Below are 24,485 nucleotides of genomic sequence, written 5' to 3' on the forward strand. Positions count from 1 at the left end.
TCAGGACCGCGTGGGGGCGAGGGCGGCCGGGGCGGTGCGGGCGCGGACCAGCAGCACGGCCGCCGCGGCCACCAGGCAGGCAGCGCCGGCCGTGAACAGCGCGGGCGTGTACGAGGCCAGTACCGAGCGCGACAGGCCCGCGCCATAGGCCGCCACCGCCGCGCCGAGCTGGTGCGCCGCGAACACCCAGCCGAACACCAGGGGCGCGCGCTCGGGGCCGAACTCGGCTGCGGCCAGCTTGACGGTGGGCGGCACGGTGGCGATCCAGTCCAGCCCGTAGAACACGGCGAACAGCGACAGCCCGGCGATGGTGAACTCGGAGTACGGCAGCCAGAACAGCGACAGCCCGCGCAGGCCGTAGTACCAGAAGAGCAGCTTGCGGCTGTCGTAGCGGTCCGACAGCCAGCCCGACGCCGTGGTGCCGATCAGGTCGAAGATGCCCATCATGGCCAGCACCGAGGCCGCCGGCACGGGCCCCAGGCCGTAGTCGCCACACAGCGAGATGAAGTGCGTCTGCACCAGGCCGTTGGTGCTGAGGCCGCAGATGAAGAAGGTGCCGGCCAGCACCCAGAAGGCCGGCACGCGCGAGGCGCTGGCCAGCGTCTGGAACGGCAGCTTCCAGTCGGCGCGCGGGGCGGCCGGGGCCGGCGCGGCGGCCGGATCGGCGCCATAGGCCGCCAGGCCCATGGCGGCGGGGCTGTCGCGCATGAACAGCAGCACCAGCGTGAACACCAGCGCCGAGGCCGCGACGATGGGCAGCAAGGCCCAGCGCCAGCCGTGCTGCTCGATCAGCCAGGCCGCCAGCGGCAGGAACAGCAATTGCCCGGTGGCGCTGCTGCCGGCCAAGAGGCCCATGACCAGGCCCTTGCGCTGCACGAACCAGCGGTTGGCCACCATGGCGCCCAGCACCATGGCGGTGAGCCCGGTGCCCACGCCCAGCACCACGCCCCACAGCACGAAGGCCTCGCCCAGCGTGTGCATGAACACACCCAGCACCAGCGTGCTGGCGATCACGGCGGCGGCGAAGGCCACCACGCGCGAGACGCCGTAGCGCATCAGCACCACGGCCGCGAACGGGCCGAGCAGGCCGTACAGCGCGAAGCGCGTGGCGAAGATGGACGAGAGCTCGGTCGTGCTCCAGCCGAACTCCTTGCCCAGCGGCTGCATCAGCGCGCCGGGCAGGCCCAGCGCGGCCGAGGTCACGAGCATGGCCAGGAAGGTGATGGCCGCGATGGCCCAGGCGTAGTGGATGCCACGGCGCTGCAGCAGCGCGGCAAGTCGATGGGCCAGCATGGTGTGTGGGGGTTTTGCGGTGGCGAAGGCTTCAATGATAATGACCGCAATCAAAAATTGTCAACGCAGGGGCATGCGATGAAAGTCACCAAGGAACAGGCGCAGCAGAACAAGCTGGCCTTGCTCGAAGCCGCGGGCCAGTTGTTCAAGCAGCACGGCATCGACGGCGTGGGCGTGGCCGACGTGTGCCGCCAGGCCGGGCTCACGCATGGTGCGCTGTACAAGCATTTCGCGGACAAGCAGGACTTGGCGGCCCAGGCCTTCGCGTATGCCTTCGAGGCCGGGCACGGGCGGGTCGCGCGCGCAGGAGGGGCCGGCGCGGGCCGCCAGCGCAGCCTGGCGAACTACCTGGACCGCTATCTGAGCCTGGACGTGCGTGACGACATGGCCAGAGGCTGCCCGCTGGTGTCGACCGCCTGCGAGACCGCGCGCCAGGGCGAGGCCGTCAGCCGCAGCTATGCCGATGCGTTTGCTGAACTGCGCGCAGGGGTCGAGGCGGCGTTGCCGGCTGACGGCTCTCCCGCCGAGCGCCAGGCGCTAGCCAGCACCATGGTGGCCGCGCTGGTCGGCGCGATGGCGATCTCGCGCGGCATGGCCAAGGCCGACCGAGCCGAGGCCGACGCCGTGCTGGCGCAGGTGCGCGGGGTGCTGGAGAGCTTGGGCGGCTTGGCAGTGCGTTGATCCGTTCCGAGCCTTTCGAACGGCATGGCATCGGCTCGCATGGCGCTGTTCAGAAGGCCGCGGAGCAGGCCATGCCAGCAGACGCCGCGGAACTGGCTCTGCCAGGCCGCTGGCGGCGCCCCTGGAGGGGGATCGGATGTCTACACGAAGTGAGACATTCAGAGGGGTGGTCTTAGCACGTGACGCCGCCGTCGATGACGAGGTTCTGGCCGGTCATGAATGCGCCGGCCTGCGAGGCCAGGAACACCGCGGCACCGGCGATCTCGTCGGGCTCGCCGATGCGGCGCAGCGGCGTGGTGGCGGTGCGCTTCGTCAGCAGCTCCTCGTCCTCCCACAGCGCCCGCGCGAAGTCGGTCTTGATGAGCCCCGGCGCGATGCAGTTCACGCGCACGTTGTGCGGGCCGTACTCCACCGCCAGGTTGCGCGCCAGCTGCATGTCGGCGGCCTTGGAGATGCAGTAGGCGCCGATGATGGGCGAGCCGCGCAGCCCGCCGATGGACGAGACGATGGTGATGCTGCCGCGTTTGCGCTCCAGCATGCCCGGCGCAGCAAAGCCGATCAGCCAGTGGTTGGCGATGACGTTGTTCTCCAGGATCTTGCGGAACTGCGCGTCCTCGATGCCGGCCATGGGCCCGTAGTAGGGGTTGCTGGCGGCGTTGCAGACCAGTGCGTCGACCGGGCCGAGCCGGCGCGCGGTCTCCCCGACCAGGTGGCGCAGTTCGTCCTTGGAGGAGATGTTGGCCGCGATGGCGATGGCCGCGCCCGCGCCGTGCGCGCGGCAGATGCCGGCGGCCACCTCCTCGCAGGCCTCGGCCTTGCGCGAGGAGATGACCACTTTGGCGCCATGCTCGGCCATGCGCTCGGCGATGGCGCGGCCGATGCCGCGCGAGGAACCCGTGACGATGGCCACCTGGCCGGCCAGTGAGAACAGTGACATGCGTTGCCTCCTTGTGTTGGAACGCGGAGCATGCACCGGCGGCCGCGCGCGGGTTGGCACACAGGCGACGCGCAGCGCTCGGCTTGTCAGCTGCAGAGCGCGCGGATGTCCTCGGGAATCGGCACGGCGCGGATGCCCGGCGCGTGGTCTGCGCGGTGCGCCGCGAAGATGCGGACCTCGTCGCATTCCATGATCAGCGTCTCGCCGCGCGTGACGCGGTGGCGCAGCACGAAGCTGCTGCGCCGCCATTCGGCCACCGTCACCGCAATGTCGAGCCGGTCGCCGTAGCTGGCCGTGGCGACGAAGCGCGCATGTGTGTCGACGATGGGCGTGCCCAGGATGCCGCACGCCTTCTCCAGCTCGTGCCAGGGCGGCACGCCGCACTGCACGAAGAAGTGGTGGCCAGCCGCGTCGATCCAGCGGAAGTAGTTCGGAAACCAGACGATGCGCGCGGGGTCGCAGTCGCCGAACTCCACGCGCACGCTGTAGACGACCGAGCGTCCTTCGCTCATGGCTGGTAACCCGACTTCTGCACCACCGGCGCCCACTGCGCGCGGTAGGCCTTGAGCATGGCGGCGGTCTGCGCCTGCGTGGCGACCACGGGCTGCATGCGCGCGTCGGTGAACTTGCGCTGCGTGTCCGGATCCTGCATGACCTCGTGGACCGCGGCGGCCAGCCGCGCGGCCTTCTCAGGCGGCATGGTGGCGGGCGCGAAGAAGGTGTTCCAGCCCAGCGCGGCCAGGTCCAGGCCGGCTTCCTTGAAGGTCGGCACGTCGGGCGCGAAGGCCGAGCGCTTGCTGCCCGAGACCGCCAGCACGCGCAGCTTGCCGGCCTCGTGCTGCGGCACCAGCACGTCGAAGGTGTCCACCGCCATGGGCAGCTGGCCGCCGATCAGGTCGGTGATGGCCGGGGCCGAGCCCTTGTAGCCGATGACCTCGGTGCGTACCTTGGCCTTGTCGCCCAGCATCAGCGCGAAGAAGTGCGGCAGGCTGCCCGTGGCCGGCACGCCCACGTTGGCCTGGTTGGGGTTGGCGCGCATCCAGGCGAGCAGGTGCGACAGCTCCTTGACCGGCACGGCCGTGGAGACGGCCAGGCCGAATTCGTAGTCGTTGACGTGGGCCACGGGCACGAAGTCGCGCTCGGCGTCGTAGCCGTTGTCCTTGAACACCAGCGGTGCCACCACCATCACGGCGGGGTTGGTCAGCATCAGCAGGTTCTGGCCGGCGGGCGTGGCCTTGGCCTGCTGGGCGGCCAGGCGGCCGCCCGCGCCGGGCTTGTTCTCCACGAGCACGGGCACGCCCAGCTTGCTGGCCAGCTTGTCGCCGACGATGCGGGCCACGCGGTCGGTGGCACCGCCGGGCGGGTAGCCGACGACGATGCGCAGCGGGCCGCCGTCCAGCGGCTGGGCGAAGGCGGGGGCGGCACAGGCTGCCAGTGCGAGCCGGGCCAGCCAGCGGCGGGTGACGGGCTGCGCAGGCGTGCGCAGCCGGGTGAACGGGTTGGACGGCATGGGCTCTCCTCGGATCAATGAAGCGGCCGCATGTTACGTGGCAGGCCGGCCCGCTCTGCTGTCGCTAGACGGCGATGCCGTGGGTCTGGACCGCGCCGCGCAGCTGGTCGAGTGCGGTGTCGAACTCGTAGTCCTGCAGCGCGCTCGCCACACGGGCCGTCGCGCCCTCGCCCAGCAGCTGGCGCAGGGCCGGGCGGTGGGCGTTGAAGTAGTCGCCGGCATCGCTGTCGCTGGCCTGCAGCAGCGCGGCGAAGCGGCTGGCGTGCTGCGCCAGTTCGGCCGGCGTGGCGGTGGCGGCTGCGGGCTCTTCGGCGAGCGCCGCGGGCGGGGCCAGCGCGGCGCGCAGGCCCGCGGTCGCCACCGCCAGCTGCTGCGCGAAGGCGGCCAGCGCTTCGGTGTGCGGCGCGCCCGCGCCGATGGCCGCCTCCAGCGCCTGGGCCTGCTGCTGCAGGGCGCCGAAGCCCAGGTTGCCGGCCACGCCGCGCACGGTGTGGGCGATGCGCTCGGCCGTGGCCGCGTCCTGCGCCGCCAGCGCGGCGGCGATGCGGTCGCCGGCATCGGACTGCCGCTCGTGGAACTGCTGCAGCAGGCGCAGGTAGAGCCCCGGCTTGCCGCCCGCGCGGGACAGGCCGGCCGCGGTGTCCAGCCCGGCCAGCACAGGCAGGGGCTGGTCCGCGGCGGTGGGCGCGGCTGCGGTGGGCACGTGGGGCGCGTCGCGCTGCGGCTGCACCCAGCGCGCCAGCGTGCGCAGCATCGTCGGTGGGTCGATCGGCTTGGTGATGTGGTCCACCATGCCGGCGGCCAGGCAGCGCTCGCGCTCCTCGACCATGGCGTGGGCGGTCATCGCGATGATGGGCAGCTGCGCGAAGCGTGCATCGGCACGGATCCGCGCCGTGGCCTGCATGCCGTCCATCACGGGCATCTGCAGGTCCATCAGCACCGCGTCGAAGGCCGCGCCGCCGGCCAGCAGGTCCAGCGCCAGCTGGCCGTTGCCGGCCACCGTCACGGCTGCGCCGGCGCTTTCCAGCAGTTCGACGGCGATCTGCTGGTTGATCTCGTTGTCCTCGGCCAGCAGCAGGCGCACGCCGCGCAGCGGCATGGGCTCCAGCGCTTCGGGCATCGGCATGGCCGCCGAGCCCGTGCGCTCGGCCACGCCCATGCGCAGGCTGAACCAGAAGCGGCTGCCCCGGCCGGGCGCGGAGTCCACCGCGATGGTGCCGCCCATGGCCTCGACCAGCCGCTTGCTGATGGTCAACCCCAGGCCGGTGCCGCCGTACTTGCGCGTGGTCGAGCCGTCCGCCTGCGAGAAGGCCTGGAACAGCCGCGCCGTTTGCGCGGCGTCCATGCCGATGCCGCTGTCGCGCACTTCCAGCTGCAGCCGCACGCCGTCGGCCAGGCGCTCGAGCAGCCGCACCTGCACGGCCACATGGCCCTGGTCGGTGAACTTGATCGCGTTGCCGACCAGGTTGGTCACCACCTGGCCCAGGCGCAGCGGGTCGCCGACGAGCGCGGGCGGCACGTCGGGCGCCAGGTCCACCGTCAGCGCCAGGCCCTTCTCGCCGGCCTTGCCTTCGAGCAGCGTGCCGACGTTGGACAGGACCTGGGCCAGCTCGAAGGGCACATGCTCGATCTCCAGCTTGCCGGCCTCGATCTTGGAGAAGTCCAGGATGTCGTTGACGATGCCCAGCAAGGCCGTGCCGGCCCCATGCACCTTGGCGATGTAATCGCGCTGGCGCGGCGTCAGGCCGGTCTTGAGCGCCAGGTGCGACATGCCGATGATGGCGTTCATGGGCGTGCGGATCTCGTGGCTCATGTTGGCCAGGAACATGGACTTGGCCTGCGTGGCCTCGTCGGCCAGGCGCTTGGCCTCACGCAGCGCCTCGGCGGTCTGGTTCTCCTCGGTCACGTCTTCCATGACCCAGACGCTGCCGTGCGTGGAATTGGGGTCGATGTAGCGCGCCTGCATGCGGCACCAGAACGGCGTGCCGTCCTTGCGCTGCAGCAGCAGGTCGTGGCGGCTGCTGTGGCCGATGCGCTCGTTGGCGATCCGCCGGCCCTCGGCGTAAGCCTCGTCGCTGGCATACCAGATGCGCGTCGGCCGGCCATCGAGTTCACCGGCCTCGTAGCCGAAGATCTCCTCGAGCCGGCGGTTGCAGCGCAGGACCACGCCCTCGCGCAGGATGCCGATGCCCACGCTGGCCGCCTCGAAGATCGCCAGCTGTGCCTTGTGCGCCACGCGCAGCGCCTCCTCCGAGCGCTTGCGCTCGGTGATGTCGTCGATCATCCAGATCGTGGCGTACTGGTAGCCCGGCTGGCTGATCGCGCGTGCCCGGGCATAGGCGTCGAAGGTGCTGCCGTCCTGGCGCGCGGCCTTCCATTCGCCGCTGTACACCTGGCCTGCCGCGAAGGCCTTGCCCACCTCGGCGCCGAAGCGCTTGAGCTCGGCCTCGTCGGGATACAGGCAGGCGCTGCCGCGGCCCACCAGGATGTCGGTGTCGGCAAAGCCGAACATCTCGGCAAAGCGCGGGTTGGCGCGCAGCAGCTTGCCGTCGCCGGTGTAGACGATGCCCACCTGCAGGTTCTGCAGCAGCAGTTCCTGCTCGGCCGCCAGCGTGCGCAGTTGCTCGGCTGCGGCGTGCTCGTCGGTGTTGTCGCTGATCCAGGTCACGCGCAGCATCTCGCCCGCGATGCGCACGCGGGCCGAGTCCACGAGGCCCCAGAACTCGCTGCCGTCCTTGCGCCGAAAGCGCGTCTCGCAGTGGCGCAGCGCGCCGTCGCCGTGCATCTGGGCGAACAGCCGGGCGCGCGCTGCCTCACCGTCGGCATGCACGTCCTGCGCGGCCAGCGTGGCCAGCTCGCCCCTGGTGTAGCCGAACAGCTGCAGCCATTGGCTGTTGGCATGGCGCACGCGGTCGTTGCGGTCGGTCACGACCAGGCTGGCCTGGCCGGTCTCGGTCAGCGTGCGCATGAAGGCTTCGCTTTCCGACAGGGCCGCGGCGCGCCGCTCGGTGTCCGCCTGCAGCGCGCGCAGGGCGCGCTGCGCCGTGGTCTGCCGCCACAGCGCCACCACGGCGATGCCGACCAGAACCAGCGCCAGCGTGCCAAGGGCCACTTCGTTCATGTGTCTCCAGCCCGGTCGCGGGCGTGCGGCCTGGGGTGGCCATTGGACGGTGCGGACTCCGTCGACGGCCTGGCCGGACGCCTGAAACGCAGATTAGCGCATGGAATCGAACGAAGTTGGAGCTTTATATGTCAATACGGCAGTACTAACAAGTTGTAACTTGTCGCCCTGGTACGGTCATCGCAAGGCAGTGTTTACGACCATGGCGCTGTGCGGGATGGCGGCGCACACTGGCTGTAACCGTTTGTCGTTCGACTGCCAACCGTTCAGGCGGAAGGTTCTGTCAGGTCGATGGCCCGGCGGCCACCATGTGGTTGCTGGTGCTCTCGGCGGGGCCAGGCCGAAAGGCGACGCAAGCGGCAAGGTCTGCATGTCCTGGGGCGTGCGGGCTGGATGGGCATCTGTAGAACGGGTGGATGGCATGGCATTCCCAGACGGTTTCCTGTGGGGCGCGGCAACGGCCGCCTACCAGATCGAGGGCTCGCCCCTGGCAGATGGCGCGGGGGCCTCGATCTGGCACCGCTTCTGCCACACGCCGGGCCTGGTCCACGGTGGCGACACCGGCGATGTGGCCTGCGACCACTACCGCCGCTGGCCCGAGGACATCGCGCTGATGCGGCGCCTGGGTCTCAAGAGCTACCGCTTCAGCATCGCCTGGGGCCGCGTGCTGCCGCAGGGCACGGGCGCCGTGAACGCCGCCGGCCTCGATTTCTACGAACGCCTGGTCGACGGCCTGCTCGAGGCCGGCATCGCCCCCAACGCCACGCTGTACCACTGGGACCTGCCAGCGGCCCTGGACGACCGGGGCGGCTGGCTGAACCGCGACAGCGCCGACTGGTTCGCCGAGTACGCCGAATGCGTGTTCCGGCGCCTGGACGGCCGCGTGAAGATGTGGACCACGCTCAACGAGCCCTGGGTCGTGATGGATGGCGGCTACCTGTCGGGCGCGCTGGCGCCGGGGCACCGCAATCTGTACGAGGCGCCCATCGTGTCGCACAACCTGCTGCGCGCGCATGGCAAGGCGGTGCAGGCCTACCGCGCCTGTGGCGCGCACCGCATCGGATTGGTGGTGAACCTGGAACCCAAGTACCCGGCCTCCGACGCGCCGCAGGACCTCTCCGCCACGCGGCGGGCCCATGCCTACATGAACCGGCACTTCATGGACCCGGTGTTCCGCGGCCACTACGACGAGGTGCTGGTGCAGATGTTCGGCGCGGCCTGGCCGGCATTCCCGGCCTCGGACCTGGATCTCATCCGCGTGCCCATCGATTTCCTGGGCATCAACTACTACACGCGCAACGTGGTGCGCGACGACGCGGGCCGCTTCCCCTTGCCGGTGGAGCGCCCGGTGCAGCGTGGCGCGACCTATTCGGAGACCGGCTGGGAGGTGTTCCCGCAGGGCCTGCTGGACACGCTGAACTGGGTGCGCACGCGCTACGGCAATCCGCCGGTCTACATCACCGAGAACGGCTCGGCCTTCTACGACCCGCCCGTGGCCGAGGGCGGCGCCGTGCACGACCCGCTGCGCACCAGCTACCTGCGCCAGCACCTGCGCGCGCTGCACCAGGCCATTGCCGATGGCTGCGACCTGCGCGGCTACTACGCGTGGTCGCTGCTGGACAACCTGGAGTGGGCGCACGGCTACTCCAAGCGCTTCGGGCTGGCGCATGTCGACTTCCAGAACCAGCGGCGCACGCTCAAGGACAGCGGTGCGTCCTACGCGCGCGTGATTGCCAGCAATGGCCAATGTCTGTTCGACCAGGTGTGATGCCATGACCTTCTCCATCGACCCCTCCACCGCACGCCGCCAGTTCTGCCTCGCCGTGCTGGCCGCCGCCAGCGGGCCGGCACTGGCGCACCTGCCCGCCGCCGCTGGCACGGCGCCGGCTTTCGCGTTCGACAAGCTGCAACGCCGGACCTTCAACTACTTCTGGGAGACCGCGCATCCGGTGACGGGCCTGGTTCCGGACCGCTTCCCGACGCTCACGTTCTGCAGCATCGCCGCGGTCGGCTTCGGCCTCACGGCCTATGGCATCGGGGCCGAGCGTGGCTACGTGGGCCGCGCGCAGGCTGCGGCGCGCACGCGCAAGACGCTGCGCTTCCTGTTCAACGCGCCGCAAGGCGCGGCGGAGAGGGGCATGGCCGGCTACCACGGCTTCTTCTACCGCTTCCTGGACCTGGCCAGCGGACGGCGCTACGGGCAGATCGAGCTGTCCAGCGTGGACACCGCGCTGCTGATGGCCGGCGTGCTGTTCTCCGGCCAATACTTCGATGGCGACAACCCGGCCGAGCAGGAGATCCGCCGCCTCAGCGCGGCGCTGTACGAGCGGGTGGACTGGCAGTGGATGCAGGCGCGCCCGCCAGCCATCGCCCACGGCTGGCTGCCGGACGTGCGCAAGGCGCCTGCGGACCTGCGGGTCTCGGGCAGCGACCACAGCGCGACGGCGCAGGCCCGCCATGCGGGCTTCCTGAGCCTGGACTGGGTCGGTTACAACGAGGCCATGCTGGTCTACATCCTGGCGCTCGGCTCGCCCACCCATCCCGCACGCGGCGACGCTTACGGCGCCTGGACGCGGGGCTATGCCGCCCACTGGGGCACGGTGGAGGGCCAGACCCACCTGAGCTTCGGCCCCCTGTTCGGCCACCAGTACGCCCAGGTCTGGCTGGACCTGCGCGGTGTCCGCGATGCGTTCATGCGCAGCAAGGGCCTGGACTACTTCGAGAACTCGCGCCGCGCCGCCTATGCGCACCAAGCCTACGCCGAGCGCAATCCCATGGGCTGGAAGGGCTACGGCACCAGCATGTGGGGGCTGGCGGCCTGCAACGGACCGGCCGATGTGGTGCGCAGCGTCAAGGGCTCGTCGCGGCGCTTTCGCACCTATGCCGCGCGTGGCGTGGATCTGGCCGGCATCGTGGACGACGGCACCATCGCGCCCACCGCGGTGGCCGCATCGCTGCCGTTCGCACCCGAGATCGTGCTGCCGACGCTGGCCCACATGGCCAACAAGCACGGCGCCTACATCATGGGCTCCTACGGCTTCTTCGACGCCTTCAACCAGAGCGTGCCCGCCGATGTGACGCTCAAGCACGGCAGCATCAAGCCGGGCTTCGGCTGGGTCGACACCGACTACCTGGGCATCGACCAGGGGCCGATCGTGGCCATGTTCGAGAACCACCGCAGCGGCCTGGTCTGGGAGCGCATGCGCAGCAGTCCGGTGGTGCGGTTGGGGCTGCAGCGGGCCGGGTTCCAGGGCGGGTGGCTCAGCGAGGGCGATCCGGACGAGGTGTCGTGAGCGCAGCGCCGGGCCGCCCCAAGCAAGCTCGCTCCCGCTTGGCGGGACAGGCCACAGGCCGAAGGGTGCATTAGTGAGCGGCATGCGCCGGCGCGCGCTGTTGCAAGGTGTCGGCGCCTCGGTTGCGCTGAGCGGCTGCACTGGCTCGTCGAGCAGGCAGCCCCTGCAGTTCTGGGCCATGGGCCGCGAGGCCGAGGTGGTGCGGGAACTGCTGCCGGGCTTCGCGCAGCGGCACCCCGGCATCGTGGTGCAGGTGCAGCAGATCCCCTGGTCCTCCGCGCACGAGAAGCTGTTGACCGCCTACGTGGGCAACAGCCTGCCCGACGTGTTCCAGCTGGGCAACACCTGGATCGCGGAGATGGCCCAGCTCGACGTGCTGGCGCCGCTCCAGGCGCGCGTGCAGGCGTCCGCCGTCGTCGACGCGGGCGACTACTTCCCCGGCATCCTGGCCACCAACCGGGCCGCGCGCATCGCCGAACGCGGGGCCACCAGCGCGCCGGCCCTGCTGGGCCTGCCCTGGTATGTGGACACGCGCTTGCTGTTCTACCGCCGCGATCTGCTGGCGCAGGCCGGCTTCGCACAGGTGGCGCAGGACTGGGGCGCCTGGTCGCAGATGCTGGAGGCGCTGAAGGCCTCCCTCGCGGGCCGCGGCCGGCCGGTGTTCCTGGCCGTCAACGAGTTCGAGCCGCTGCTGGCGTTGGCGCTGCAACAGGACGAGGGCCTGCTGCGCGCGCAGGACACGCGCGGCAACTTCTCCAGCAACGGCTTCGGCCGCGCGCTGGCGTTCTACAGCGGCTTCTTCCGGCGCGGCTGGGCCGACCTGCAGGGCAAGGAGCAGATCAGCAACCTGTGGACCGAGTTCGGCCAGGGCCGTTTCGCGTTCTTCGTCTCCGGGCCCTGGAGCATGGGCGAGCTCAAGCGCCGGCTGCCACCGCAGCAGCAGGCCAGCTGGGGCTGCGCCGCAATGCCGGGGCCGCAGGGGCCGGGCGCGTCGATCGCCGGCGGCGCGAGTCTCGTCGTGCACCAGCGCAGCCCGCGGCAGGACGCGGCCTGGCGCCTCGTCGAGTACCTGAGCGAGCCTGCTGTGCAGGCCCGCTTCCATGCGCTGACCGGCAACCTGCCGGCGCGCCGCAGCGCCTGGGCATTGGCCGGGCTGCACACCGACGACCGGGCCGCCGCGTTCGCCGACCAGCTGCAGCGCGTGAAGCCGGCGCCGGCCGTGCTCGAATGGGAGCGCATCGCCGTGGAGATGCAGCGTGCGGCCGAGCAACTGGTGCGCGGCCAGGGCGCGCTGGCGCCCACGCAGGCCGCACTCGATGCAGAGGTCGATGCCATCCTCGCCAAGCGCCGCTGGCTGCTGCAGGCGTCCGGCCCCGAGGCGCGTGCATGACGCGGCGCTGGGTGGCCTGGGTCTTCGTCGGCCCCGCGCTCGCGCTGATCGCCGTGTTCTTCCTGCTGCCCGTGCTCATGGCGCTGCTGCTCAGCCTCACGGACTTCGACCTCTACGCGCTGGCCGACCCGCGCCAGCTGCGCTTCGTGGGCTTGCAGAACTACCTGGCCCTGCTGCGCTCGGCGGAGTTCTGGAACGCGCTCGCCAACACGCTGTACTTCGTGCTGCTGGGCGTGCCGCTGTCGCTGGGTCTGTCGCTGCTGTGCGCACAGCTGCTGCACGCGGCGGCGGCGCGCGTGCAGGGCTTCTTCCGCACCGCGGTGTTCGCGCCCGTGGTCGCGACCATGGTGGCCGTGGCCGTGATCTGGCGCTACCTGCTGCACACGCGCTACGGCTGGGTCAACCACCTGCTGGCACAGGTCGGCATCGCGCCCGTGGACTGGCTCGGCGATCCGCGCTGGTCCATGCCGGCCATCGTGCTGTTCGCGGTGTGGAAGAACTTCGGCTACAACGCCGTGATCCTGCTGGCGGGGCTGCAAGGCATCCCGCACGAACTGTACGAGGCGGCGGCGATGGACGGCGCCGGCGCCTGGCAGCGCTTTCGCCGCGTCACGCTGCCGCTGCTGGGGCCCGCGCTGGGCATGGTCGGCATCCTCACGGTGACGGGCTACTTCCAGCTGTTCGGCGAACCCTATGTGATGACGCAGGGCGGGCCGGCGCGCAGCACCGTCAGCGTGCTCTACCTGATGTACGAGGAAGGCTTCAAGTGGTGGAACCTGGGCTCGGCCAGTGCCGTGGCCTTTCTACTGTTCGTGCTCATGATGGCGTGCACGGGCGCCATGCTGGCGTTGCGACGCTGGAGGCGCTGGTGATGCAGGGTCACGACACCACGGGGCAGGGCATCGCCGTCCACGGCCTGCTGCTGTTGATCGCGCTGTTCGCGCTGAGCCCGCTGGTCTGGATGCTGAGCGTCTCGTTCATGGCACCCGGGGAGGCCAGCACGGTGCCGCCGCCCTTGTTGCCGGCCGAGCCCACGCTGCAGAACTACCGCGAGCTGTTCGCGCTGCAGGGCCTGTGGCGCACCATCGCCAACAGCGTGCTGCTGGCCAGCGCGAGCACGCTGCTGTCGCTGGCCTTCAACAGCGCCGCGGGCTACGCCTTCGCCAAGCTCGCGTTCGCGGGCAAGGAGCGCATCTTCCAGCTGCTCGTGAGCGCGCTGGTCATCCCGGGCCAGGTGGCGATGCTGCCGCTGTTCCTGCTGCTCAAGAACATGGGCCTGGTCAACACCTACCTGGGTGTGCTGGTGCCCGGCATGGCCAGCATCTTCGGCATCTTCCTGATCCGCCGCCAGGCCGAGACCATCCCCGACGAACTGCTGGACGCCGCGCGCGTGGACGGCGCGGGCGAGTTCTACATCTTCCGGCGCATCGTGCTGCCCTTGCTGCGTCCTGCTCTCGCGACGCTGGCCGTGCTGACCTTCCTGGGCAGCTGGAACGACTTCATGTGGCCGCTGATCGTGCTGACCGGCGACCGCCTGCACACCTTGCCGCTGGCGCTGGCCTCGCTGTCGCGCGAGCATGTGCAGGACAGCGAACTCATGATGGCCGGCGCCGTGGTGACGGTGGCACCCGTGCTGCTGTTGTTCCTGTGCACGCAGCGCTTCTACGTGAGCGGCATCCTGTCGGGTGGGGTCAAGTGACGAAGTGGCTCGTGTTGCTGCTGTGTGCCTGGCTGCTGCCCGCGCGGGCGCACACCCTGGCCGATTTCGGGGATCTGCAGGCCTGGCAGCTGTCGGCCACGGACCAGGTGCAGGCCGAGCTCCGGCCCGCGTCGGACGGAGGCCGTGCCGCCTGTGTGCGCTACGACTTTGGCCGCGTTGCAGGGTACGTCGCTTTGAGCCGCGCGCTACCGCTGGACTTCGACGGCAACTTCGCGCTGAGCATCCCGGTGCGCGGGCAGGGCGCGCTGACCGCGCTCGAACTCAAGCTCGTCGATGCGAGTGGCCTCAATGTCTGGTGGCACCGGCGCGCGGACTTCGTGGCGCCGGTGCAGTGGACGCTGCTTCCCACCAAGCGCCGGCACATCGCGTTCGCCTGGGGTCCGGCAGTGGACAAGGCGCTGCGCCACACGGAGCGCATCGAGCTGGTGATGGTCGGCGCGCAGGGCGCGCGCGGCGAACTGTGCTTCGGTGCATTGGCCACAACGCTGCTGCCGGAACCGCCGGCGCAGTGGGCCGAGCCGCTCTGGCAGTCTGGTGCCGGTGCGCCGCAGACGATGCCCTGGAGCGCCGCGGCGCCAACATCCGGCCAGCCGGTGGTGCTGCAGACCGACTTCGGCCAGCCGCGCGAATTCAGCGGCATGGTGCTGCACTGGGCGCCCGGCCAGCACGCCAGCCGCTACCGCGTCGAGGGTTCGCTGGACGGCCAGGACTGGCGGGCCTTGCAGACGGTGGCGGCGGGCCTGGGCAGGGATGAGGTGCTCTACATGCCGGAGCAGGAGGCGCAGTATCTGCGGCTGGTACTGGAGCAGGGGGCGGGCGAGCGTCTCGCGTTGCAGGGCGTCGAGTTCCTGTCGGCCGGCGCGCTGGGCTCGCTGAACGCTTTGGTCGAGAAGCAGGCAGCCTTCGTCCGGCGCGGGCAGTTTCCGCGCGGCTTCAGTGGCGAGCAGGCCTACTGGACCGTGCTGGGCGTGCCGGGCGGCGCCGAGCAGGCGCTGCTGTCCGAAGACGGGGCCGTGGAACCGATCAAGGCCGGGCCCTCGGTCGAGCCCTTCGTCGAGGTCGACGGGCAGCTGCACGGCTGGGCCGATGTGCAGCCGGTGCAGCGCCTCGCCCGCGGCTACCTGCCGATGCCAGAGGTCGTTTGGGCGCACCCGCTGTTCCGCCTGGAGACCATGGCGTTTGCCGACGACGAAGGCGGCCTGCAGACGCAGCTGCGCTACAGGGTGCACAACCCCACGCGCGAGCCCCGCGCCGTGACGCTGTGGCTCGCGGTGCGGCCCTTCCAGGTCAACCCGCCGACGCAGTTCCTCAACATCCCGGGCGGCGTGGCGCCGCTGCACAGGCTGGCGTGGCAGAACGGCGTGCTGCGCCGCGATGGCCGGCCCCTGCTCGCCACCACCACCCAACCCACGCGGCTGCTGTTCGGGCAGGGCGGTGCGGGCGGCCTGCACGCGCTGCGGCAACCGGCGGATGCAGGCCAGGCTGTGCGCTGGGACGACCCGCAAGGCTTCGCATCGGCGGCACTCCAGTTCGACCTGCAACTGCTGCCCGGCGCCAGCCGCGACATCGTGGTCGTGCTGCCGCAGGCGGGGTCGGCCCGTCTGCCGCAGGGCGTGGCGCCGGCCGCCTGGTTCGAGGCCGCGCGCCAGCGCAGCGCTGCGCAGTGGGCGGCGCGGCTGAACCGCACCCGCCTGCAGTTCGAAGGCGACACGCAGGGCCTGGCCGACACCGTGCGCACGGCCCAGGCCCACATCCTGATCAACCAGCAGGGCGCGGCCATCCGCCCAGGCACGCGTTCGTACGCGCGCTCATGGATCCGTGACGGCGCGATGACCAGCGCCGCGCTGGCCAGCCTGGGCCATGCCGAGGTGGCGCGGGCCTACGCCGACTGGTTCACGCCGCAACTCTTCGCCAACGGCAAGGTGCCTTGCTGCATCGATGCGCGCGGCGCCGACCCGGTGCCGGAAAACGACAGCATGGGCGCCTACCTGCACCTGCTGGCCACCACCTACCGTTACACCGGCGATCTGGCCTGGTTGCGCGGCCACTGGCCGGCGGCCAGCAAGGTGCTGGGCTACATGGACAGCCTGCGGGCCGAGGAGGGCGCGCAGAAGAACGGCACGCCCGAGCGCGCGCTCTACCGGGGCCTGCTGCCGCCCTCCATCAGCCACGAAGGCTATTCTGACCAGGCCGCGTACGCGTACTGGGACAACTTCTGGGGCCTGCTGGGCTACGCCGACGGCGTGGCGATGGCGCAGGCCCTCGGCAACACGGCGGCTGCAGCGCACTGGCAGGCGCAGCAGGCCGATTTCCAACGCGACGTGCTGGCCTCCATCGCACTGGCACAGCGCAGGTACGGCATGGCCGCGATCCCCGGCGCAGCCGACCGCGGCGACTTCGACCCCACCTCCACCACCGTGGCCCTGGCACCGGCCGGTTTGCAAGGCGTGCTGCCGCCGGCCGCGTTGCAGGCCACGTTCGCGCAGTATTGGCAACACTTCACGGAGCGCCGCGATGGCTTGCAGACCTGGGATGCCTACACGCCCTACGAATGGCGCACGGTGGGCGCGCTGCTGCGCCTGGGCGAGCGCGAGCGCGCGCTGGCCGCGGCGGACTACTTCCTGCGCGACCGCCGCCCGCTGGGCTGGAAGCAATGGGCCGAAGTGGTCGGCCGCGATCCGCGCGCACCGCGCTTCGTGGGCGACATGCCGCATGGCTGGGTGGCATCGGACTTTTTGCGCGCCGCGCTGGACCTGTTCGCCTACGAGGCGCCCGAGCGCTCGGCCTGGGTGCTCGGCGCGGGCGTGGCGCCGGCCTGGCTGCAGGGCCGGGGCCTCGCGCTGCGGAACCTGCACACGCCGCACGGGCCGTTGAGCTACCGCGCCCGCCGTGTGGGCGCCACCACCACCGTGCACCTCGCGGGCGGCATGCGTCCGCCCGCCGGCGGCCTGGTCATCGCGCTGCCCGGCAGCCGTGCGCCCGCGCGCGCCAGCATCGACGGCCAGCCGCTGGCCTGCCTGCCGGCGGCCGGTCTCGTGGTCCACCAGTTGCCGGCCCGCGTGCGTTTCACGGCGGCCGTCGGCGGTGGCGCCTTGCGACCCTGTCCCTCCCTCCACCGTTCGCCCCTTCCGCACCCATGAGCGCTTCTTCCGAGCTTGTGCTGACCAGCCCCGGCGGCCTGTGCGCAGCCTTCCATGCCAATGGCACGCTGCACCGCCTGGACTTCGGCGACACCACCGTCCAGCTGTTCGCCGGCCATGCGCTCGAAGCGGCGGCCACCGCCCTGTGGCTGCGGCGCCGGCAGGACGGGGAGGTGCTGGACAGCCTGAACCTGCTGTCGCCGGCCAGCGGGGCGCAGTGGCGCCTGCACGCCGGTGCATGGCAGGCGCGCGGGCGCTGGGGCGCTCTGCGTTACGCGGTGCGGCTTGTGCTGCACGCCACGGCGCCGGTCTGGTCCTGGCATGTGGATCTGCACAACGCGGGCGACAGCGCCCAGACGGTGGACCTCGTGCTGCTGCAGGACGTCGCGCTGGCGCCCTATGGCGCGGTCCGCATCAACGAGTACTACGTGAGCCAGTACCTGGACCATGTGCCGCTGGACCATCCGTCCCGCGGCACCGTGCTGGCGACGCGGCAGAACCTGGCGGGCCCAGGCCAGCGCCATCCCTGGCTGCTGGTGGGTTCGCTGCGGCATGCGGTGGGCTACGCGACCGACGCCTTGCAGTCCATCGGCCTGGGCTGGCGCTGCGGGGAGGCGCCGGTGGTGGCCGTGGCCGATCTGCCGAACCAGCGGCTGCAGCACGAACACGCCATGCTGGCGTTGCAGGATGCGCCCTGCGTGCTGGCTGCGCACGCCGACACGCGGCTGGGCTTCTTCGCCGGCATGCAGGCCGACCATCCCGGTGCGACCGGCACGGTCGACCTGGCCCAGGCCGATGCCTGGGCTGCGCTGGCCGATGCAGTGCCGCCGATGGACGAGCCGGGTCCGCCCTGGCGCGAGGCCGTGCCCAGCCTGTTCACCCGGGCCGGTGCCTTGCAGACGCAGGAGATGTCCGAGGCGCAGCTGGCCCAGCGCTTCGCACCGCCCTGGCGCCAGGTGGAGCGCGACGCCGACGGGCTGCTGCTGTCCTTTTTCGCGGCCTGCGGCACGCACGTGGCCCTGCCGCGCAAGGAACGGCAGGCGCTGCGCCCGCATGGCCAGTTGCTGCGCACGGGCGCGCACCTGGTGCCCGACGAGCGCAGCCTGACCAGCACCTGCTGGATGGGCGGGGTCTTCCATTCCATGGTGACCGAGGGCCATGTGAGCAGCAACCGGCTGCTGTCCACCGTGCGCAGCTACCTGGGGCTGAACCGCGGCAGCGGCCAGCGCGTGCTGGTGGAGATCGGCGGGCAATGGCAGCTGCTGGGACTGCCCTCGGCCTTCGCCATGTCCGGTCGGCAGTGCCAGTGGGTCTATGCCCATGCGGACGGCATGCTGACGGTCGATGCCAGCGCCGCGGCCGAGGACCATGCGCTGTCGCTCGCGCTGCAGGTGAACGCCGGGCCCGCGCTGCGCTTCCTCGTCACGCACCACCTGGCGCTGCAGGGCGACGACGGGCTCGCACAGTGCACGCCGGCCTGGCAGCGCGGCGCGGACGGCGCGGTGACCGTGGCACCCGCGCCCGGCAGCGCTGCGCAGCGGCAGTACCCGGGCGGCAGCTTCGCGCTGCAGCCCGACGCACGCAGTGCGGCGCTGCTGGAGCATGTCGGTGCGGACGAACTGCTGTACCTGGACGGGCGATCGCGCGGCCAGCCCTTCCTGTGCCTGCGGACGCTGCCGTGCGCGGCCTTCGGCCTGACGCTGCGCTCCGCCCTGCTCGGGCCGCTGGCCGCGCCAGATGCCGCCTTGCCCCGCCTGCCTGCGCTGCGCCTGCCGCAGCTGGAAGTCCCGCCGGGCACGGCCCAACCCAGACTGTCGGCGCTGTCCGAGTGGCTACCCTGGCTGCAGGACAACGCGCTCGTGCACTATCTCGCGCCGCGTGGCCTGGAGCAGTACACGGGTGGCGGCTGGGGCACGCGCGACGTGAGCCAGGGGCCGGTGGAACTGCTGCTGGCGCACGGCTGCCTGCCGCCGCTGCGCGACCTGCTGCTGCGCGTGTTCGCCGAACAGCAGCCCGATGGCGACTGGCCGCAGTGGTTCATGTTCTTCGCGCGCGACCGTCTCGTGCGCGCGGGCGACTCGCATGGCGACATCGTGTTCTGGCCGCTCGTGGCGCTGGGCCAATACCTGCTGGCTTCGGGCGACAGCGGCCTGCTGGACGAACGGCTGCCCTTCTTCCATGCGCAGGGCCCCGCGCAGGCCGAGCAGGCCACGGTCTGGCAGCACGTGGAGCGTGCGCTGGGCGTCATCGCGCAGCGGCGCATCCCGGCCAGCCACCTTGCTGCTTACGGCCATGGCGACTGGAACGACTCCCTGCAGCCGGCCGACCCGGCCCTGCGCGAGCGGCTGTGCAGCGCCTGGACCGTGACCCTGCATTACCAGATGCTGCGCACGCTGGGGCAGGCGCTGCAGACCTGCGGCCGCACGTCCGATGGCTCGGCATTGCTGGCGCAGGCCCAGGCGGTGCTGCGCGACTTCCAGCTGCAACTGATGCCCGACGGCGTGCTGGCCGGCTATGCCCTGTTCGAGACCGACGGCGCGCCACGCTACCTGCTGCACCCGCGCGACGCGCTGACGGGCGCGCACTACAGCCTGTTGCCCATGGTCCATGCCGTGATCAACGAGATGCTGGACCCGGCCCAGGCCGCCAGTCACCTGGCCCTGGTGCGCGCGCACCTGCTGGGCCCCGATGGCGCCCGTTTGTTCGACCGTCCGCTGGCCTACCGCGGCGGGCCGCAGACCCTGTTCCAGCGTGCCGAGAGCAGCAGCTTCTTCGGCCGCGAGATCGGCCTCATGTACACCCACGCCCACCTGCGCTATGCCGAGGCGCTGGCGCAGCATGGCGACGCCGAGGCCTTCTTCCAAGCCCTGTGCCAGGCCAACCCGATCGGCATGCAGAAGTGGCTACCGCAGGCGCGGCTGCGCCAGGCCAATTGCTACTACTCCAGTTCCGACGCCGAGTTCGCCGACCGCTACGAGGCCGCAGAGCAGTACGACCGCCTGCTTGCCGGCGAGGTCGGCGTGCAGGGCGGCTGGCGCGTGTACTCCAGCGGCGCGGGCATCGCGCTGAGCCTGGTCGTGCGCCAGCTGCTGGGGCTGCGCAGCAGCCACGACGCAGTTCAGTTCGATCCGGTCATGCCACAGAGCCTGGACGGCCTGGTCGCCCAGGCCACGCTGCGCGGCGCCGCCCTGGAGGTGCGCTACCGCATCGGGCCGCGCGGCTGCGGCGTGCAGCGGCTGGCACTGGACGGGCAGCCGCTGGCGTTCACCCGCGAGGCCAACCGCTACCGTCTGGGCGCTGCCAGCGTGGCGCTGGCCGACTGGACCGACGCGCTCGCGCAGGCCGCAGGCGGCGCGCGGCTGGAGATCGTGCTGGGCTGAACCGCCGTTCAGGGGGGCTGTCCGATTGGCGGCGCGTGTACGCCGGCCGCCGGTTGCCGAGCGGGTGGTGTAGATGTCGATGACGGCGCACATTGGGATGTGATCGGCGTCGATGATCCGCACCCGATCTCAACCCAGCAGGAGAAGACGATGATCAAGCTTTGGCTGATGTTCCCCTTGCTTGTCTCGGGCTGCGTGACGACGAGTGGCAGTTTCATGGTGACCGGGACCAAGGCCGATGGCTCTGCGCTGCCTGTTGCCATGGCGCAAGGCTCGTCGATCTATACGATGCGCAACGGCATCTGCAAGGCCTACCCCGGCGCGACCGTGAAGATCACCGATTCGGCGACAGGCAAGGAACTGGCCTCGGAGAGTCCCCACCAGTGCAGGTAGCGCACCCCGGGGCGCTTCAGTCCCCGCGGATGCCGCGTTCCCTGATGATGGCCCCGAAGCGCTTGGAGTCTTCCTCCGCGCGCTGGTGAAACTGCTCCGGAGTCAGTGGCAAGGCCTCGCCACCCAGCGCCAGCATGCGTTCGCGCAGCGGCGCCGTCTGCAGGATGCGGTTGATCTCGCGGTTGAGCCGCGCAATCACCTCGGCCGGCGTACCGGCCGGCGCATAGAAGCCGAACACCGTGTCCGCGTCGAAGCCCTTGAGCCCGGCCTCGTCCAGCGTGGGCACGTCGGGGAAGGCCGGTGAGCGCCTGGGGCTGCCCACGGCCAGCAGGCGCAGCTTGCCGGCGCGCACCTGGTTCAGGCCGATGCCGGGGTCGAAGAAGTAGTCGATCTGCCCGGCCAGCAGGTCCTGCAGCGCGGGTGCGGCGCCGCGGTAGGGCACGTGCACGGCGAAGACATTGGCCTGCGCCTTCATCATCTCGCCGGCCAGGTGCGGCGAGCTGCCGTTGCCGGGCGAGCCGTAGGACAGCTTGCCCGGGTTGGCCTTCAGGTAGGCGATGAACTCGGCGATGTTCTTCGGTGGCAGGTCGGGCCGCACCAGCAGGTAGACCAGCACGCGCGCGGCCGAGGCCACGGGCACGATGTCGCGCACCGGGTCGAAGGGCATGCGCGCATAGATGTGCGGGTTGACCGAGACCATGCCGCCCGAACTCATGAGGAAGGTGTAGCCGTCGGGCGCGGCCTTGGCCACGGCCTCGCCGCCGATGTTGCCGTTGGCGCCGCCGCGGTTCTCCACCACCACGGGCTGGCCCAGCGCCTCGGACAGCGGGGTGCCGACCGCGCGCGCGATCTGGTCGGCCGCGCCGCCGGGCGGGAAGTTGACGACCACGCGGATCGGCTTGGCGGGCCAGGCCTGGGCCTGGGCGGTGCCGACAGTGGCGAAAGCGGCCAGCGTGGCGAGGGCGGTTCGGCGGGGGATGGTCATGCTTGTCTCCTTGTCTTTCTTCGGATTCTTCAATCGACTTCGATCTCGAGCAGCGTGGGCTGTGCCGCGGCCAGCGCCTGCGGCAACAGACGCTCCAGGGATTCGCCATCGGCCGCGCGCAGGCCCTGGCAGCCATGGCCATGCGCCAGCGCCACGAAGTCCAGGTCGGGCAGGGCCGTGCCGGGCAGTTCGGCGCCGGCCGCGAAGCCGAAGGCCGGCGCGAACATGTTCAGCGCCGCGTAGCTGCGGTTCTTGAGGATCAGCACCGTGAGCGGCAGCCGCAGCTGGGCCGCGCTCCACAGCGCCTGGATCGCGTACATGGCCGAGCCATCGCCGATCAGCGCGATCACGCGCTGGCCGGGCCGGCCCAGCGCCACGCCCACGGCGGCCGGCAGGCTGTAGCCCAGGCCGCCGCTGCACATGGTGTAGAAGCAGGCCGCCGCACGCATGGGCAGCTGCTGCTGCATGGTGGCGCGGGCGCTGGGCGCCTCCTCGACCACCACGGCATCGGCCGGCCGCAGCTTGTCGAGCCGGTGCAGCACCCAGGCCGTGGAAGGGCGCTCGCCCGCGGCAGGGGCCGGCGGCACGGGGGCCGGCTGGCGCGCAAGCGGCGGTTCGCGGTGGCCTGCGGCGGCGGCCGGTCGGGCCAGCAGCTCCTCGACCGCGAGCCGGATGTTGCCGACCACCGCCAGGCCCACGGGCGCCCAGGCCGCGACCTGCGGGTCGTCGACGATCTGCGCCAGGCTTGCGCCCGCGGGCAGGTGCGGGCCCTGGCCCTCCACGTGGTAGGTGAAGGCCGCCGCGCCGAGCGCGAGCACGAGGTCGTGGCCGCCGAGCTTTTGCACGATCTGCTCGCGCATGGCCGGCAGGAAGCCGGCGAACAGCGGGTGGTCTTCCGGGAAGCCCGCGCGGCCCGACATGGGCGCGATCCACACACGCGCCTGGTGGCGTTCGGCCAGGGCCACGGTGGCGTCCCAGGCGCCCGCGCGGTCGGTGGCGGCACCGACCACGAAGGCCGGCCGGCGGCTCGCCTCCAGCAGCCCGCCGATGCGCGCGAGCAGGGCCGGGTCGGGCCGCGCCACCTGGCTCACCGTGCGCGCCAGCACGGGCTCGGTCGGCCGCGCCCAGTCGTCGGCCGGGATCGACACCAGCACAGGACCCTTGGGCTCCTGCATGGCGATGTAGTAGGCGCGGGCGATGGCCAGGGGCACGTCCTCGGCGCGGGCCGGTTCCACGCTCCACTTGACATAGGGCTTGGGCAGCTCGGTCGCCTGGGCCGAGAACAGGAAGGGCTCGAATGGCAGGATGGAGCGCGCCTGCTGGCCGGCCGTGATGACCATGGGCGTGCGGTTCTTGTGGGCCGTGAAGATGTTGCCCATGGCATGGCCCACACCCGCGGCGGAGTGCAGGTTGACGAAGGCCGCATTGCCCGTGGCCTGGGCGTAGCCGTCGGCCATGCCCACGACCACGGATTCCTGCAGCCCCAGCACGTAGCGGAAGTCGTCCGGGAAGTCGAGGAACAGCGGCAGCTCGGTGGAGCCGGGGTTGCCGAAGATGGTGTCGATGCCGAAGCTGCGCAGCAGCTGCAGCACGGCTTCGCGGACGGTGGGTTGGTCGGACATGGATGCGGTCAGAAGGGGCACAAGCCGGCGATCTTCGGTCGGCCGGCTCATGCGATCAATAAAATGATCGAGATAAGAAACATGCGTCCAATGCATATCAACGCGCTCGACCTGAACCTGTTGCGGCTGTTCGATGCGATCGGCCGCACGCGCAGCGTGAGCCGCGCGGCCGAACTGCTGGACATCACCCAGCCCGCGGCGAGCCAGGGCCTGGCGCGGCTGCGCACACTGCTGCACGACCCGTTGTTCGTGCGCGCCGGCGCCGGCGTGCGGCCCACGCCCAAGGCCGAGGCCCTGGGCAGCGCGGTGCGCGAGGCGCTGGCCATCCTGGAGCAGGCGCTCAACGCGCAGGCCAGCTTCGATCCGGCCAGCGCGCGCCAGGTGTTCCGCCTGCACCTGTCCGACATCGGCGAGGCGCGCTTCCTGCCCGAACTCATGGCCGCGCTGCTGCGGGCCGCGCCGGGTGTACGCGTGGAGACCATGCCCTTGCCAGCCGCCGAGATCGCGCCGGCGCTGGACGACGGGCGCATCGACCTGGCCTTCGGCTTCCTGCCCCAGGTGCAGGGCACCGAGCAGGTGGCGCTGCTGCGCGACCGCTACATCGTGCTGCTGCGCGAAGGCCATCCGCTGCTGCGCACGCGCCGCAAGGCCGGCGACCTGCAATGGCTGCGCGAACTGGAACTGGTGGCCGTGCGCACGCACTCGGACACGCTGCGCATCCTGGAGCTGCTGCAGCTGCAGGACCGGCTGCGCCTGACCACGCACCACTTCCTCGTGCTGCCAGCCATCGTGCGCGCGACCGACCTGGCCGTCGTGATGCCGCGCAACATCGCGCTGGGCTTTGCCGAGCAGGGCGGCTATGCGCTGGTGGAGCCGGCGCTGCCGCTGGCGGAGTTCACGGTGTCATTGCACTGGAGCCGGCGCCACGCCAGCGAGCCGGCGCGGGCCTGGCTGCGCGACTTCATCGTCGAGCTGTTCGGCCGCGCGCCCTGAGGGCGCGCCGCGGGTTTCCCCGGATCA

The 24,485-nt window shown here is 71.3% G+C and carries 17 protein-coding genes; 10 read left to right on the top strand and 7 right to left on the bottom strand.

What is annotated here, in order from left to right; genetic code table 11:
• The gene (locus ACSQ4M_RS15800) at positions 1 to 1,293 is read right to left on the bottom strand and encodes an MFS transporter (protein WP_436190399.1); all 1,293 of its coding nucleotides are present in this window, start codon (positions 1,291 to 1,293) and stop codon (positions 1 to 3) included.
• Between the two features lie 78 nt (positions 1,294 to 1,371).
• Between ACSQ4M_RS15800 and ACSQ4M_RS15805 the strand changes: the two genes are divergently transcribed.
• Entirely contained in the window at positions 1,372 to 1,974 is a 603-nt protein-coding gene (locus tag ACSQ4M_RS15805) for a TetR/AcrR family transcriptional regulator (protein ID WP_436190400.1), read from the top strand.
• 172 nt (positions 1,975 to 2,146) lie between these two features.
• Here ACSQ4M_RS15805 and ACSQ4M_RS15810 read toward each other — a convergent pair whose 3' ends face one another.
• The 4 genes from ACSQ4M_RS15810 to ACSQ4M_RS15825 all read right to left on the bottom strand — a co-directional run bounded on the left by ACSQ4M_RS15810 (position 2,147) and on the right by ACSQ4M_RS15825 (position 7,542).
• On the bottom strand, positions 2,147 to 2,911 hold the full coding sequence (locus tag ACSQ4M_RS15810) for an SDR family NAD(P)-dependent oxidoreductase (RefSeq protein ID WP_436190401.1): 765 nt from the start codon (positions 2,909 to 2,911) through the stop codon (positions 2,147 to 2,149).
• Between the two features lie 86 nt (positions 2,912 to 2,997).
• Positions 2,998 to 3,423, bottom strand: a complete 426-nt coding sequence (locus tag ACSQ4M_RS15815) for an acyl-CoA thioesterase (protein WP_436190402.1) — start codon at positions 3,421 to 3,423, stop codon at positions 2,998 to 3,000.
• Positions 3,420 to 4,421, bottom strand: coding sequence for a Bug family tripartite tricarboxylate transporter substrate binding protein (locus ACSQ4M_RS15820; RefSeq protein ID WP_436190403.1), 1,002 nt, complete (start codon positions 4,419 to 4,421; stop codon positions 3,420 to 3,422). The genes ACSQ4M_RS15815 and ACSQ4M_RS15820 overlap by 4 nt, the downstream gene beginning before the upstream one ends.
• A gap of 64 nt (positions 4,422 to 4,485) precedes the next feature.
• Positions 4,486 to 7,542 (bottom strand): PAS domain S-box protein, encoded by a 3,057-nt coding sequence (locus ACSQ4M_RS15825; protein WP_436190404.1) that lies wholly within the window; start codon positions 7,540 to 7,542, stop codon positions 4,486 to 4,488.
• A gap of 421 nt (positions 7,543 to 7,963) precedes the next feature.
• Between ACSQ4M_RS15825 and ACSQ4M_RS15830 the strand changes: the two genes are divergently transcribed.
• The 8 genes from ACSQ4M_RS15830 to ACSQ4M_RS15865 all read left to right on the top strand — a co-directional run bounded on the left by ACSQ4M_RS15830 (position 7,964) and on the right by ACSQ4M_RS15865 (position 20,858).
• Positions 7,964 to 9,310 carry a GH1 family beta-glucosidase gene (locus tag ACSQ4M_RS15830; protein ID WP_436190405.1) on the top strand — a complete coding sequence of 449 codons (1,347 nt, stop codon included), beginning with the start codon at positions 7,964 to 7,966 and terminating at the stop codon, positions 9,308 to 9,310.
• 4 nt (positions 9,311 to 9,314) lie between these two features.
• A complete protein-coding gene (locus ACSQ4M_RS15835) occupies positions 9,315 to 10,835 on the top strand; it encodes a glucoamylase family protein (protein ID WP_436190406.1) in 1,521 nt (506 codons plus the stop codon).
• Between the two features lie 82 nt (positions 10,836 to 10,917).
• On the top strand, positions 10,918 to 12,225 hold the full coding sequence (locus tag ACSQ4M_RS15840; RefSeq protein WP_436194020.1) for an extracellular solute-binding protein: 1,308 nt from the start codon (positions 10,918 to 10,920) through the stop codon (positions 12,223 to 12,225).
• Positions 12,222 to 13,097, top strand: a complete 876-nt coding sequence (locus ACSQ4M_RS15845; protein WP_436190407.1) for a carbohydrate ABC transporter permease — start codon at positions 12,222 to 12,224, stop codon at positions 13,095 to 13,097. The genes ACSQ4M_RS15840 and ACSQ4M_RS15845 overlap by 4 nt, the downstream gene beginning before the upstream one ends.
• Positions 13,097 to 13,924, top strand: a complete 828-nt coding sequence (locus ACSQ4M_RS15850) for a carbohydrate ABC transporter permease (protein WP_436190408.1) — start codon at positions 13,097 to 13,099, stop codon at positions 13,922 to 13,924. Before ACSQ4M_RS15845 ends, ACSQ4M_RS15850 begins: the two co-directional genes overlap by 1 nt.
• Positions 13,921 to 17,085 (top strand): discoidin domain-containing protein, encoded by a 3,165-nt coding sequence (locus ACSQ4M_RS15855; protein ID WP_436190409.1) that lies wholly within the window; start codon positions 13,921 to 13,923, stop codon positions 17,083 to 17,085. Before ACSQ4M_RS15850 ends, ACSQ4M_RS15855 begins: the two co-directional genes overlap by 4 nt.
• Entirely contained in the window at positions 17,082 to 20,465 is a 3,384-nt protein-coding gene (locus tag ACSQ4M_RS15860) for a hypothetical protein (RefSeq protein ID WP_436190410.1), read from the top strand. Before ACSQ4M_RS15855 ends, ACSQ4M_RS15860 begins: the two co-directional genes overlap by 4 nt.
• A 150-nt stretch (positions 20,466 to 20,615) precedes the next feature.
• On the top strand, positions 20,616 to 20,858 hold the full coding sequence (locus ACSQ4M_RS15865; protein ID WP_436190411.1) for a hypothetical protein: 243 nt from the start codon (positions 20,616 to 20,618) through the stop codon (positions 20,856 to 20,858).
• 16 nt (positions 20,859 to 20,874) lie between these two features.
• On the opposite strand, the gene ACSQ4M_RS15870 is transcribed toward ACSQ4M_RS15865, so the two are convergent.
• Together ACSQ4M_RS15870 and mdlC are read right to left on the bottom strand one after the other, a co-directional pair.
• Positions 20,875 to 21,843 carry a Bug family tripartite tricarboxylate transporter substrate binding protein gene (locus ACSQ4M_RS15870; protein ID WP_436190412.1) on the bottom strand — a complete coding sequence of 323 codons (969 nt, stop codon included), beginning with the start codon at positions 21,841 to 21,843 and terminating at the stop codon, positions 20,875 to 20,877.
• 29 nt (positions 21,844 to 21,872) lie between these two features.
• The gene (gene mdlC, locus ACSQ4M_RS15875) at positions 21,873 to 23,465 is read right to left on the bottom strand and encodes a benzoylformate decarboxylase (RefSeq protein ID WP_436190413.1); all 1,593 of its coding nucleotides are present in this window, start codon (positions 23,463 to 23,465) and stop codon (positions 21,873 to 21,875) included.
• 90 nt (positions 23,466 to 23,555) lie between these two features.
• On the opposite strand from mdlC, the gene ACSQ4M_RS15880 reads away from it, so the two are divergent.
• The gene (locus tag ACSQ4M_RS15880) at positions 23,556 to 24,458 is read left to right on the top strand and encodes a LysR substrate-binding domain-containing protein (protein WP_436194021.1); all 903 of its coding nucleotides are present in this window, start codon (positions 23,556 to 23,558) and stop codon (positions 24,456 to 24,458) included.
• Positions 24,459 to 24,485 lie beyond the last annotated feature (27 nt).

The sequence above is a fragment of the Pseudorhodoferax sp. LjRoot39 genome, assembly GCF_964253035.1.
GTDB lineage: Bacteria > Pseudomonadota > Gammaproteobacteria > Burkholderiales > Burkholderiaceae_C > Pseudorhodoferax.